The following is a 13,672-nucleotide window of genomic DNA, read 5'->3' as shown; positions in this document are numbered from 1 at the left end:
CCGACACTCAACGGGAGCGGGAGACGGGAGCGGGAGCCGGGAGCTAACCCAGCGACGACGCCGAGAACGTGTCGCACTGCAGCGGGTCCCCGGTGCGGTAACCCGTCGTCAACCACTTCTTGCGTTGCGCCGACGAACCGTGGGTGAAGCTGTCCGGATCGACGTTGCCACCGCCGAGGTTCTTCTGGATGTAGTCGTCGCCTATTCGCTGCGCGGTGTCGACGGCGCTGTCGAGGTCGGCCTGGGTGATGTCCTCGATCAGCGCCGGCTGGCCGCCCTGCGGCTGGCTGGCGTGGTTCATCCAGACCCCTGCATAACAGTCGGCCTGCAACTCGAGACGTACCGAGTCCGACGATGCTCCCTCGCGGGTCTTGACCTTCGACTCGGTCCCGAGCAGGTCCTGCACGTGGTGGCCGTACTCGTGGGCCAGCACGTAGGCGTTGACGAGCGGCCCGCCCTCGGCGCCGAACTGGCTCTTGAGCTGGTTGTAGAAGCCGAGGTCGATGTAGACGAGTTTGTCGCCGGGACAGTAGAACGGCCCCGCGTCGCTACTGGCCGACCCGCACGCTGTCGACACCTGCCCGGTGAAGAACACCGTGTCGACCTTGCTGTAGCCGCGCTGCGCCCCGCGGTAGCGCGTCGCCAGCGTCGGGTACGCGGCACCCCAGTAGTCCTGCACCGAGTTGATGTCGGCAACCACCGCGCACTCGAGCTTGCTGTTCGCGTCGGCGCCGGTACGGCACTCCTGTGCGAGATCACCGTTGTCAGCCGTCGCGGGGTTGCCGTTTTGACCCAGCTGGCCGAGCACCCCCTGCCCGCTGCTCGAACCGCCACGGGTGAGCAGCACGGTCAACACCCCGACCACGACCAGGACGACCAGCCCGCTGAACCGGCCGCTGCGGCCGCGGAAGAGGAACGGCAGCAGCAGTCCGATCAGGCCGATCCCGCCACCGCCGCCGATCCCACCCGCCGAGAACCCGGAGCCGCCACCGCGGGAGTCCGAGACCTCCGACGTGTCGAGCTGCGCGTCGTCGTTGTACTTCATGGCATCTCACATCCGATGGTTCGCAGGTCGGGCGGAATTGGCGGTGCCGGAAAGTCTGTACCGTAGACGTGTGATCAAGCGGGAGTGACGACGGCGCACATGCACACCAGTGCGTCCATGCCACGTCCGTTCCCTGGAGTTACCCATGATCACTGCCCATGACCTCGAACTGCGCGCCGGCGCTCGAATTCTGCTCGAACCCACCACCGTGCGCGTGCAGGCCGACGACCGCATCGGTCTCGTCGGGCGCAACGGCGCGGGCAAAACGACCAGCCTGCGGGTGCTTGCCGGCGAGACGCTGCCGCACACCGGCCGGCTCGACGTCATCGGCCCCGTGGGCTACCTGCCCCAGGACCCGCGCGACGGCGACCTGACGGTCCTTGCCCGGGACCGGGTGCTCAGCGCTCGTGGCCTCGACGTCCTGGTCACGCAGATCGCCAAGGCGCAGGTCCAGCTGGCGGAGACCCCCGACGACGAGGCCCTGCTGCGTCGCTACGGAAACCTCGACGAGCGCTTCTCCGCCCTCGGCGGGTACGCCGCCGAGAGCGAGGCGGCCCGGATCTGCGCGAACCTGGGTCTGCCCGACCGGGTCCTCGAGCAGCCGCTGTCGACGCTGTCCGGTGGTCAGCGGCGCCGGGTCGAGCTCGCCCGCATCCTGTTCGCGGATTCCGGTGCCGAGCCCACGACGCTGCTGCTCGACGAGCCCACCAACCACCTCGACGCCGACTCGATCGTCTGGTTGCGCGATTTCCTGCGCCAGCACACCGGCGGGCTGGTGCTCATCAGTCACGACGTCTCGCTGCTCGACGCCGTCGTCAACAAAGTCTGGTATCTCGACGCCAACCGCTCGGCCATCGACGTCTACAACGTCGGGTGGCAGACGTACCTTAAACAGCGCGAAGCCGACGAGAAGCGCCGGGTGCGTGAGCGGGCCAACGCCGAGCGCAAGATCGACCAGCTCAAGGGCCAGGCCGACAAGATGCGCGCCAAGGCCACGAAGGCGCGGGCGGCGCACCAGATGGACCGTCGCGCCGCTGCGTTGGCCGCCGGCCTCGACGCCGTGCGGGTCTCTGACAAGGTCGCCCGGCTGCGCTTCCCCGCGCCCGCACCGTGCGGCAAGACACCATTGACCGCCGAGGGGTTGTCCAAGTCCTACGGTTCGCTCGAGGTGTTCGCGGGCGTCGACCTGGCCATCGACCGAGGCGCGCGGGTCGTTGTGCTGGGCCTCAACGGGGCCGGCAAGACCACCCTGTTGCGGATGCTGTCCGGGGTTGAGACCCCCGACACCGGTGAGGTCATCGCCGGGCACGGTCTGCGCCTGGGCTATTACGCGCAGGAGCACGAGACGCTCGACCACGACCGCACGATCCTCGAGAACATGCGCTCGTCCGCCTCCGAAGTGGGGCGCTCGGATCTGAACGACACCGAGCTGCGCAAGATCCTCGGGGCCTTCCTGTTCACCGGTGACGACGTCGACAAGCCCGCCGGTGTCCTGTCCGGCGGTGAGAAGACGCGGCTCGCGCTCGCCATGCTGGTCACCAGTGCCGCGAACGTCCTGCTGCTCGACGAGCCGACGAACAACCTCGACCCGGTGTCGCGCGGGCAGGTGCTCGACGCGCTGCACACCTTCGCCGGCGCCATCGTGCTGGTGACGCACGACGAGGGCGCGGTCGAGGCGCTGTCACCGGACAAGGTGATCTTGTTGCCCGACGGCGTCGAGGATCAATGGAGTCCCGACCTCGCCGAGCTCATCTCCCTCGCCTGAGCTGTTCCCTGCTGACCGGGCCGTCCCGGCCGTGGCACGCGTTCGACGGGTGATCAGTGGCGGCCGCCCCAATTCCCTACCGTTCCCGGCTTTGTTGGCGGCCGTGTCGCGCATCATGCGAGTCGATCTTGCTCTGTCTTCGGTGCGGCTGATATCAAGATCTGGTTGCGGCGGGCGCCGTGCCGCACGATGGTGCCCTTCGACCCCGTCGCGCACTCCGGACTTTACTCAAACCAAGGGAAACGTCATGGCGGTATTGAAGAAGGGCGCCCGGATCACCGGCGCCGAGCGCACCAAACTTGCAACGGACCTGAAGAAGGCCTACGACAAGGGCACGAGCATCCGCGAGCTGGCCGACAAGCACGGCCGTTCCTACGGCTTCGTGCACCGGGTGCTGTCGGAGTCCGGTGTGACGCTGCGCGGCCGGGGCGGCGCCACCCGGACCAAGACCGCCGCGGGCAAGACGAAGCCTCGCTCGAAGTAGCTCGAGTACAGAGCCGGACCGGTGTCGGTGCGGCGCAGTAACCTGGCCGCATCGACACCACGGCTTCCAATTCCGCGCTCGCCGCTCGCTGCACCCTCGACACCGACCCGCACGCGGGGATCCGCGTCGAACGTTCCGAGCGCGTCGTCACCATCACGCTGTGCCGTCCTGAGCGGCTCAATGTCCAATCCCCACGTATGTGGACGGAGCTCGTCCGCGTGCGCCGCGAACTGCCCGGCACCGTCCGGATCGCCGTGTTGCGCGCCGAGGGCCGCGCATTCTCGGCCGGGCTCGACCGCGCCCTTGCCTCGCCGTCGTCCGACGAGGGCTTCGGCGGGCTGGCCCAACTGAGCCGCGCCGACGCGACGGAGCGGATTGCGCTGTGGCAACAGGCCTTCGACTGGACCTCCGCGCCCGATCTGGTGAGCATCGCTGCGGTGCAGGGTCACGCCGTGGGCGGTGGCATGCAGCTGGCCCTGGGCGCCGACATCCGGATTCTCGCCGCCGACGCCAGGTTGAGCATGCCCGAGCCGGCGCTCGGTATCGTGCCCGACCTCGGCGGCACCAAGCGGCTCGTCGACCTCGTCGGCTACTCACGCGCCGTCGAGATCTGTCTCACCGGCCGACGCGTCGGCGCTGACGAGGCGCTGGGCATGGGCCTGGCGTCCCGGGTGGTCGCGGCCGATCGCCTTGACGCGGCGGTGGCCGAGACGGTCGACGCGCTACTGGCCATCGACCGCAACGCGGCAGCCGAGACGAAGGCGCTGCTGCAGGCTGCGTCCCGGCACACCCAGGCCGAGCAGCAGGCCGCCGAGCGCGACGCCCAGTACAGGCGGCTGCGCGACCTCGCCGGGTTCGACGAGTGAGCGTGTCGGCGTGAGCTTCGACCACAGCGCGATGCGGGCGATGAGCTCGGCGCGGCACGGGACCAAGGCCGCCCACCCGATCCCCAGGGGAAGCTGGCGACGGGTGCTGCGATTCGCGCAGCCCTACCGCCGGGAGCTGACGATCTTCCTGGCACTGATCACCGGCAGCGCGCTGGTCGGCGTCATCACGCCCGTACTGGCCGGGCGGGTCATCAACGACATCACCCGCAAGGCGGCTGCGCACGTCGTCGTCGACATCGCACTCGTCATCGCGGCGTTGGCCGTGCTCGACGCCGTGTTCTCCTTCATCCAGCGCTGGTATTCCGCCCGCATCGGCGAGGGCCTGATCTTCGACATGCGCACCGCGGTCTTCGACCACGTCCAGCGCCAGCCGCTGGCGTTCTTCACCCGCACGCAGACCGGTGCGTTGATCAGCCGGCTGAACAACGACGTCCTCGGCGCGCAGCAGGCGTTCACCTCGACACTGTCGGGCCTGGTCTCGAACGCAGTCAGTCTGGTGCTGACGGCCGCCGTCATGTTCACGCTGTCCTGGCCCATCACGCTGATCTCGATCGTCATGCTGCCGGTGTTCGTCATCCCGGCCCGGCGCATCGGCGCGCGCCTGCAGGAGATCACCCGCGAGTCCTACAACCTCAACGCCTCGATGAACGCGACGATGACGGAGCGGTTCAACGTCGCGGGCGCCATGCTCGTCAAGCTCTTCGGCCGGCCCGTCGAGGAGGACGCGTCGTTCCGCGGTCGCGCGGCCCGGGTGCGCGACATCGGCATCACCTCGGCCATGTACGGGCGGGCGTTCTTCGTCTCATTGACCCTGGTCGCGGCGCTGGCCCAGGCGCTCGTCTACGGCCTGGGCGGCTACTACGCCATCACCGGTTCGCTGTCGGCCGGCACCGTGGTCACGCTGGCGTTGCTGCTCACCCGCCTGTACGGCCCGCTGACGGCGCTGTCCAACGCCCGCGTCGACATCATGAGCGCGCTGGTCAGCTTCGACCGGGTCTTCGAGGTGCTCGATCTCGAGCCGATGATCGCCGACGCACCCGACGCCGTCGAGCTCCCCGCCGCGGCGCGCACCGTCGAGTTCGCCGACGTCCACTTCCGCTATCCCACCGCGGCCGAGGTGTCGTTGGCCTCGCTCGAGGACGTCGCCACGCTCGAGCGCACGGCCTCGGCCGAGGTGCTGCACGGCGTCTCGTTCCGCGCCGAGGCCGGGCAGATGATCGCGCTGGTCGGGCCGTCGGGTGCGGGCAAGACGACGATCAGCCAGTTGTTGCCGCGCATCTACGACGTCACCGGCGGTCAGGTGCTCGTCGGCGGTCACGACGTCCGCGCCGTCACCCAGCAGTCCCTGCACGACCGGATCGGCGTGGTCAGCCAGGACGCCCACATGTTCCACGACACGATTCGGGCCAACCTGCTCTACGCGGCCCCGCACGCCGACGACGCGGCCATTGCAGCGGCCGTCGAAGACGCGCAGATCGGCGAGCTCGTCGCGTCGCTGCCCGATGGTCTCGACACCCTCGTCGGCGATCGTGGCTATCGGCTCTCCGGCGGCGAGAAGGCCCGGTTGGCGATCGCGCGGCTGCTGCTCAAGGCGCCCGAGATCGTCATCCTGGACGAGGCCACCGCGCATCTCGACAGCGAGAGCGAGGCCGCGGTGCAGGCCGCCCTCTCGCGGGCGCTGGCCGGACGTACCTCTCTCGTCATCGCGCACCGCCTGTCGACGATCCACAACGCCGACCTCGTGCTGGTGCTCGACGCGGGGCGCATCGTCGAGCAGGGCCGGCATGCCGACCTGCTCGCCGCCGGCGGCCTGTACGCCGAGCTGTACCGCACCCAGTTCCGGGCTCAGGTCACCCCTGCCGGCTGACGGCGCGCGTCAACCCACCAGTGCGGTCGCGCCCACCGGGTCCTCGAGCAGTGCGGTGAAGGCGATCTCGGCCGCGCCGAGCAGGGCGGAGTCCGCGCCCAGCGCCGGTTCGAGGAGCTGCACGGTGCGGTTGGGCGCCTCCAGGGCGTAGCGCTCGAGAGAGTCCTCGAGTTCGCGGTGTGCCAGGCGCAGCACCTCGGCGAACGAGCCGCCGAGCAGGACCAACTGCGGATTCAGGGTGTTGAGCAGGGCCGCAATCGTGCGCCCGAGCGGTTCGGCGATGCCGCAGACGGCCGCAAGCGCCCGCGCGTCGCCGCGGTGGGCGTCGGCGATCACTGCGGCCACCGCTTCGTCGTTCGGGGGCAGCGGGCGGCCGGCCCGCTCGAGCAGGGCGGCGCCGCCGACGTACACCTCGACGCAGCCGCGCTTCCCGCAGTGGCATTCCGGCCCCGTCGGGTCGAGCACGTTGTGCCCGATCTCCCCGGCGTGCCCGTCACGACCGAGCAGCGGCACGCCGCCGATGAGGATGCCGGCGCCCACGCCGATGCGGCCCATGACGTACACGACGTCGTCAATGCCGCGCGCGCTGCCGCGCTGATGCTCGGCGAGGGCCGCCAGGTCGGCGTCGTTACCGATCGCGATGGGCATGCCCGGCGGAGCGAGGTCGGCGAGCAGCGCACCGAACGGCGCGTCGTGCCAGCCCAGGTTGGGGGCCACGCCGACGTGCCCCGTCCGCCGGTCGACGGTGCCCGGCACGCTGGCGCCGATACCGGCCGGGCGGGCGTCGGGGCACGCCTCTGCCTGGACGATCGGCATCGCCTCGGCGACGAGCGCGGCCACCGCCTCGGCGGACGCGGGCACCTCGGTGATCACGACCCGGCGGGCGAGCACCTCGCCGCCGAGGCCGACTGCGGCCACGGTCACGTGCGCGACGTCGACATCGACCGCCACGGCGTACGGGCCGCGCTTGTGCGGCGCCACGACGTGGGACGGGCGGCCGACCCCGGCGCCGCCGCTGGGCACGACCTCCTCGACGATGCCCAGCTGGGTCAGCTCTGCGACCAGGGCGCCGATCGTCGAGCGGCTGACCCCGAGCCGCTGGGTAAGTGCCGCGCGGGTCAACGCTCCGTCGCGGTGGATGTGGCCGAGGATGAGCGACAGGTTGTGCCGCCGGATTGCTTCCGGCCGCACGGCCGCCGAGGACTGGCTCACCGCTGCTGGCCCACCCGTCCGGAACGGGTCAGCGCTTCACCGCCCTGCGCCGGGACAGCGCGTCCACGGTGGCCGCGACAAGGAGTACGACGCCGGTGATGACCTGCTGGTACTGCGGGCCGAGGTTCGGCTTGAGCCCGATGCCGTTCGGGATGATGGTGATCACGAGGGCGCCGATCACTGCGTTCTGCGGCTTTCCGCGACCACCGAACAACGACGTGCCGCCGATCACCGCAGCAGCAACCGAGAACAGCAGGATGTTGCCGCCGCCCAGGTTCAGCACGACGGCGCCGGCCGACGAGGCCAGGAACAGTCCGCCCAGGGCCGCGAAGCCACCACTGACCGTGAACGCGGTGACTCGGATGTGCGTGACGTCGATACCGGCGCGCCGGGCGGCCTCGGCGTTGCCGCCGGTGGCGAACAGGTGGCGTCCCCACGACGTGTGGTAGAGCGCCAGCGTCGAGACGATCATCAGGGCGATGGGAATCGCCGCAGCGTAGGGAATGCCTTCGAGCTTGCCGTAGGGGAGCACGTTGCGGTTGCGGTTCGCCAAGATGGTGAGCACCACGGCTGCCACCGCGATGAGCCCGGCGCGGACGAGCACGAGGGAGATCTCGTCGGCGGCCAGGCCCTTGCGCTGCGCCGTCACTGACTTGAGCACGGTGAAGGCGAGGTACCCGCCGATGACCACGATCGTGAACACCCAGCTCCAGGCCGGGGTCAGGTTGTTGTTGGCCAGCCCGTTCCAGGCCTTGTAGTCGTTGATCTTCTTGGACTGCGAGTTCAGGGCGAACAGCAGAACACCCTGGAAGGCGAGGAACAGGGCCAGCGTGACGATGAAGCTGGGGATGCCGACCGAGGCAACGAGCCACCCGATCAGGATGCCGACGGCGCAGCCGAGCGCCACCGCGAAGAACATGGCGAACAACTCGTGCTTGTCGAGCTGAAAAACGACCACAAGAATGCCGAGGATCACGACGATCGGGCCACTGATCGACTTCAGGTAGAAGCCCAGCGCGGCCATCAGGGCCATGCCGCCGAGGATGGACCAGTAGAGGCCCGTGGGCACGCCACCGCCGTGCAGTCCGCTCTGGAAGATCGCCTGGGCGGCGAACCCGGCGCACATGCCACCCGTGGTGCCGCCGGAGAGGTCGATCTCGCCGAGCAGCAGCACGAAGACCAGGCCCATGGCGATCAGGGCGATGTAGGCACCCTGGCCGGGCAGGTTGCCGATGTTGTAGTCGGTGAGGAAGCGGCCACTGACCTGACTGAAGATGATGCCGAGCACGATCAGGCCGAGCACGGAGGGCAGGGCGCCGGGCTCGCCGGTACGCAGCTTGTCGACGTAACCCTGCAGCGCGTCGCGGATGCTGCGTCGTTCGACGTCGAGGGAGAAGCTCGACGCCCGCTCGGGCGTGGATCCGGTCTTGGCCAGGTCCTCGTCGCTCTTCACCGTCGAGGTCGGCTTTCCCAGGTTCGGGGGAGTCATGGCGTCCCTCTCAGATGTTCGCGTTGGCGGTGGCAGGCGCAAGACCGATGTCGCCGCTGCGACCGGCCGTGATCAGCTCGACGATCTGGGTCGTGCTGCTGTTCTTCGTCAGGACCTCGGCCGCGATCCGTCCCAGGTAGAGGGCTGCGACGCGGTCGGCGACCTCCATGACGTCGTTCATGTTGTGCGAGATCAGCACGACACCCAGCCCCTGGTCGGCGAGGCGTCGAACCAGGTCGAGGACCTGGCGGGTCTGGGCGACACCCAGGGCGGCAGTCGGCTCGTCGAGGAAGACGACCCGGCTGTTCCAAAGCACGGCCTTGGCGATGGCGACGGTCTGGCGCTGGCCGCCGGAGAGGTTGGCGACCTTTTGCCGCACCGAGGAGACCGTGCGCACCGACAGGCTGGTCAGCGTCTCGCGCGCCTTGCGCTCCATCTCACCGTCGGCCAGAAAGCCGAAGCGGCGGATCTCGCGGCCGAGGAACATGTTCTGGGTGATGTCGAGGTTGTCGGCTAGCGCGAGGTCCTGGTAAACGAACTCGATGCCGAGGGCAGCGGCATCGCGCGGGTCGTTCAAGGTGATCGGTTTGCCCTCCCATGTCACCGTCCCGCTGTCGATGCCGTTGATGCCGGCGACGCACTTGACCAACGTTGATTTGCCGGCACCGTTGTCGCCGACGAGTGCGGTGACCTCGCCCGGGTAGACGTTGAAGTCGACGTCGTGTAACACGTGCACCGGACCGAAGCTCTTGTTCAACTTCGAAATTTCCAGGATCGGCGTAGTCATGCGGTCACCGGGCTTCTCATCAGGAGGGGGAGCGAGGACGTAGGGCAGTCGGCGTGTCGATGACGATGGCCGGACGGTACCCCCGTCCGGCCATCGTCATCAGGATGTTGCGATCTAGCAGGTGATGCGGTGGATCAGAGGCCGGCCTTCGAGCACGCCGCGGCGATGCCCTTGCAGACCTCGGCCTTGGTCAGCGCACCCGCGGTGATCACGTCGTTGACGTTCGACACCGTGATGACCTGGGTGGGCAGCAACAGCGCCTGGATCTTGTGGCTCGGCGCCTTCGGGTCCGGGAAGTCGGTCAGGGTGAGACCGGCCTGCTCGGGGCTCTTGCCGGACAGCAGCGCCAAGGCGAGCTGCGCGGCCGCGTTGGCCTCGTACTTCTTGACGTCCTTGAAGACCGTCATGCTCTGCTTGCCCTGGATGATGTTCTGCAGACCCTCGACGCCGGAGTCCTGACCGGTGACGACGACCTTGCCGGCCGCGCCATTCTTGGCCAGCACACCGATGACGGCGTTGGCGATGTCGTCATTGGCGGCGAGCACCCCATCGACCTTGCCGGTGGTGGTGAGTGCCTGCGTGAAGGTCGGGGCCGCGTTGTTGACGTCCCAACCCTTGACGACGGCCTCGGCACCGATGGTCAGCTTGCCGGCCGAGACCAGCGGGTCGAGCACCTCGTGCGCGCCCTTCTTGAACAGCACCGCGTTGTTGTCGACGTCGGTGCCGCCGTCCATCATGATGATCTTCGGCTTCTTGACGCCGTCGGCGTTCAGGCAGTCGACCAGGGTCTGCGCCTGCAGCTTGCCGACGTCCTCGTTGTCGAAGGACACGTAGTACTGAGCCGAACCACCGAGGTTGACGCGGTCGTAGTCGATGACCTTGACGCCGGCCTTGGTGGCCAGCTGCTCGACCGCAGCGCCGGAGCTGGCGTCAATGGAGTCCATGAGCAGGACCTTGACACCCTCACCGATCATGCTCTGAGCGATCGACTTGAACTTGCCGACGTCGCCACCGGCGTTCTGGATGTCAGGGGTTGCACCGGCGTCGGTGAAGGCCTTCTTCAGCAGCGGGGCGTCGTAGAGCGTGTACCGGGTGGAGGACGTGGTGTCGGGCAGGATCACACCCACTTTGCCGGCGGCCTTGATCGCGGTGGTCGCGCTGGGGGCCTTCGCCGCGCTCTGCGGCGGGCTGGTCAGCTTGCATTCGGCCGTCGCGGTGCCGCCGCCGCCGCTGCTACTGCTGCTGCTCGAGGACGTGCTGCCGCCGCCGGCCGAGCCGGTGCTCTTGCTGTTGCCGCCACTCGAACCGCAGGCGCTCAGGGTGAGCGCCGCTGCGATGCCGAGCGAGGCGATGGTGACTGTGGTTCTGCGCATGCAGTCGCGCCTTCCCGTCGTTGGGAACCGAGCGTGCGCCCGGCCTGTCGTGAATGTTTCGAGCGCGAACATATACGTGGCGCGACCCACATTTCCAGAGACCGAAATGAATTCGTTACCTGTTGAACATATTCGGGCCACTCCTTCGGCCGCGTGTTGTGACCTCTGGTCGACGGTGAGGCAGAGTGATGCTCACGATGCTGACCGATCCGGAGTCGCCCGATCCCGACGCCGTCTACGCCTCCTTCGGCGAGTGGGTCGCGGCCCAGGGCATCGAGCTGTACCCGGCGCAGGACGAGGCCGTGCTCGAACTGGTGTCTGGGTCCAACGTGGTGCTCTCGACGCCGACCGGTTCGGGCAAGTCGCTGGTCGCGGTGGCCGCGCACCACGTGGCCCGCGCGGCCGGCCTGCGCTCGGTCTACACCGCGCCGATCAAGGCCCTCGTCAGCGAGAAGTTCTTCGCCCTCTGCGCGGTGTTCGGCTCCGAGCACGTCGGGATGATGACCGGCGACGCGGCCGTCAACGCCGACGCACCCATCCTGTGCTGCACGGCCGAGGTGCTGGCCAACATCGCGCTGCGCACCGGCGTCGACAGCGACCTGCGGGTCGTGATCATGGACGAGTTCCACTTCTACGCCGACCCGGACCGCGGCTGGGCCTGGCAGGTGCCGCTGCTCGAACTGCGGCACGCGCAATTCCTGTTGATGTCGGCCACGCTGGGCGACACGACGTCGCTGGCCGAGGACCTCTCGCGGCGGACGGGACGCGAGACGGCGGTAGTGGCCGGCGGTGAGCGCCCGGTGCCGCTGCACCACTACTACGAGGTCACGCCGCTCCACGAAACGATCACCGAGCTGCTGGCGACCGGGCAAGCCCCGATCTACGTCGTGCACTTCACCCAGGCCGCAGCGCTCGAACATGCCCAGGCCCTGACGTCGATCAATGTGGCCACCCGCGAAGAGCGCGACCGCATCGCCGAGGCCATCGGCTTGTTCCGCTTCAACGCCGGGTTCGGCAAGGTGCTCTCTCGGCTGGTGCGCCACGGCATCGGGGTGCACCACGCCGGCATGCTGCCGAAGTACCGCCGGCTCGTCGAACAGTTGGCGCAGGCCGGTCTGCTCAAGGTCATCTGCGGCACCGACACGCTCGGCGTCGGCATCAACGTACCTATCCGTACGGTGGTGTTCGCGGCGCTGTCGAAGTACGACGGGGTACGGCAACGCCAGCTGCAGGTGCGCGAGTTCCACCAGATCGCCGGGCGGGCCGGCCGGGCCGGCTTCGACACCGCCGGCACGGTCGTCGTCCAGGCCCCCGAGCACGAGGTCGAGAACGCCCGGCTGCTGGCGCGCGCCGGGGACGACGTCAAGAAGCGCAAACGGATCGTGCGCAAAAAGGCGCCCGAGGGTTTCGTGTCCTGGGGCAAGCCGTCGCACGACCGGTTGCTGACCTCGGAGCCAGAAGCGCTGACGCCCCAGTTCGCGGTGACACCTGCGATGCTGCTCAACGTCATCGCCCGGCCCGGGGACGCGTTCACCGCGATGCGGGCGCTGATCATGGACAACCATTCGCCGGCGTCGGCCCGGCGGGGTCAGGTGCGCGACGCGATCCGCGCCTACCGCTCGTTGCTGGCCGCCGGCGTGATCGAGCGGCTCGAGTCGCCGGACGCGGACGGGCGCACGGTCCGGCTGACCGCCGACCTGCCGCTGAACTTCGCGTTGAACCAGCCACTGTCGACGTTCGCGCTGGCCGCGTTGGACCTGCTGGACCCGGAATCCGAGACGTACGCCCTCGACGTCGTGTCCGTGTTCGAGGCGACCCTCGACGACCCGCGGCAGGTGTTGTCCGCGCAGCAACGGATGGCCCGTGGTGAGGCCGTGGCGGCGATGAAGGCCGAGGGCATCGAGTACGACGAGCGGATGGAGCTGCTGAGCGAGGTCACCCACCCCAAACCGCTGGACGAGCTGCTGCGTGGCGCCTTCATGGTCTATCGGCAGACGCACCCGTGGTTGCGCGAGGACCAGCTGACGCCGAAGTCGATCGTGCGCGATATGTGGGAACGCGCGATGACCTTCACCGAGTACGTCTCCTTCTACGGGCTGTCGCGCAGCGAAGGCACGCTGCTGCGCTATCTCACCGACGCCTACCGGACACTGCGGTCCTCGGTGCCGGACGCGGCGTCGACCGAGGGCTTCGAGGACATCGTCGAGTGGCTCGGTGCGCTGGTGCGCCAGACCGACTCGTCGCTGCTCGACGAGTGGGAGCAGCTGACGTCGGGTGCCACCCTGATCGTCGGCGAGGTCGAGGTGGCGCGGCCGGTGTCGTTGACCGGCAACGTGCGTGCGTTCACGGTGCTGGTACGCAATGCGCTGTTCCGACGCGTCGAGCTGGCTGCGCTACAACGCTTCGACGCCCTCGGCGAGTTGGACCGCGACGCCGGCTGGGACGCTGAGCGCTGGGCGACCGCGATGGACGACTACTTCGCCGAGTACGACCGCCTCGGCACCGGAGCCGACGCCCGCAATCCCGCCCTGCTGCAGGTAGTCACCGGGCCGGACGCCTGGTCGGTGCGACAGGTCTTCGATGATCCGGACGGCGACCACGACTGGGCAATCAGCGCGTCGATCGACCTCGCCGCGTCCGACGAGGCCGGCGAACCTGAGGTGACGGTGCTCGACGTCGGCCCCCTCCACCCGTGATCAACAGCGCCGAACCGTCGCAGGGCGACGGTTCGGCGCTGTTGATCAGCGGGGCGGGCCCTAGTTG

Annotated in this window: 10 protein-coding genes; 5 read left to right on the top strand and 5 right to left on the bottom strand. The window is 68.9% G+C overall.

The genetic code is table 11. The annotated features are described in order from the left end of the window. Positions 1–43: 43 nt before the first annotated feature. A complete protein-coding gene (locus ACFFC4_RS05985) occupies positions 44–1,045 on the bottom strand; it encodes a neutral zinc metallopeptidase (RefSeq protein WP_375498760.1) in 1,002 nt (333 codons plus the stop codon). A gap of 145 nt (positions 1,046–1,190) precedes the next feature. On the opposite strand from ACFFC4_RS05985, the gene ACFFC4_RS05980 reads away from it, so the two are divergent. The 4 genes from ACFFC4_RS05980 to ACFFC4_RS05965 all read left to right on the top strand — a co-directional run bounded on the left by ACFFC4_RS05980 (position 1,191) and on the right by ACFFC4_RS05965 (position 6,048). Further along, positions 1,191–2,810 carry an ABC-F family ATP-binding cassette domain-containing protein gene (locus tag ACFFC4_RS05980; protein WP_375498758.1) on the top strand — a complete coding sequence of 540 codons (1,620 nt, stop codon included), beginning with the start codon at positions 1,191–1,193 and terminating at the stop codon, positions 2,808–2,810. Between the two features lie 247 nt (positions 2,811–3,057). Then, entirely contained in the window at positions 3,058–3,294 is a 237-nt protein-coding gene (locus ACFFC4_RS05975) for a helix-turn-helix domain-containing protein (protein ID WP_375498756.1), read from the top strand. 119 nt (positions 3,295–3,413) lie between these two features. Further along, positions 3,414–4,160, top strand: a complete 747-nt coding sequence (locus ACFFC4_RS05970; RefSeq protein ID WP_375499018.1) for an enoyl-CoA hydratase/isomerase family protein — start codon at positions 3,414–3,416, stop codon at positions 4,158–4,160. Between the two features lie 31 nt (positions 4,161–4,191). Then, the gene (locus tag ACFFC4_RS05965; protein WP_375499016.1) at positions 4,192–6,048 is read left to right on the top strand and encodes an ABC transporter ATP-binding protein; all 1,857 of its coding nucleotides are present in this window, start codon (positions 4,192–4,194) and stop codon (positions 6,046–6,048) included. A gap of 9 nt (positions 6,049–6,057) precedes the next feature. Here ACFFC4_RS05965 and ACFFC4_RS05960 read toward each other — a convergent pair whose 3' ends face one another. From ACFFC4_RS05960 to ACFFC4_RS05945, 4 genes are all read right to left on the bottom strand, one after another. Next, complete coding sequence (locus tag ACFFC4_RS05960) at positions 6,058–7,260, bottom strand: ROK family protein (protein ID WP_375498754.1); 1,203 nt, start codon at positions 7,258–7,260, stop codon at positions 6,058–6,060. 28 nt (positions 7,261–7,288) lie between these two features. After that, a complete protein-coding gene (locus ACFFC4_RS05955; protein ID WP_375498752.1) occupies positions 7,289–8,749 on the bottom strand; it encodes a sugar ABC transporter permease in 1,461 nt (486 codons plus the stop codon). 10 nt (positions 8,750–8,759) lie between these two features. Continuing rightward, positions 8,760–9,536: an ATP-binding cassette domain-containing protein gene (locus ACFFC4_RS05950; protein ID WP_375498750.1), complete on the bottom strand. Its 777-nt coding sequence runs from the start codon at positions 9,534–9,536 to the stop codon at positions 8,760–8,762. 134 nt (positions 9,537–9,670) lie between these two features. Next, positions 9,671–10,909, bottom strand: coding sequence for a sugar ABC transporter substrate-binding protein (locus ACFFC4_RS05945; protein WP_375498748.1), 1,239 nt, complete (start codon positions 10,907–10,909; stop codon positions 9,671–9,673). Between the two features lie 188 nt (positions 10,910–11,097). Here ACFFC4_RS05945 and ACFFC4_RS05940 point away from each other — a divergent pair, with 188 nt between their 5' ends. After that, the gene (locus tag ACFFC4_RS05940) at positions 11,098–13,605 is read left to right on the top strand and encodes a DEAD/DEAH box helicase (protein WP_375499014.1); all 2,508 of its coding nucleotides are present in this window, start codon (positions 11,098–11,100) and stop codon (positions 13,603–13,605) included. Positions 13,606–13,672 lie beyond the last annotated feature (67 nt).

The sequence above is a fragment of the uncultured Jatrophihabitans sp. genome, from assembly GCF_964244045.1.
Classification (GTDB): Bacteria; Actinomycetota; Actinomycetes; order Mycobacteriales; family Jatrophihabitantaceae; genus Jatrophihabitans.
This window is presented reverse-complemented; position numbering and strand designations above follow the sequence as displayed.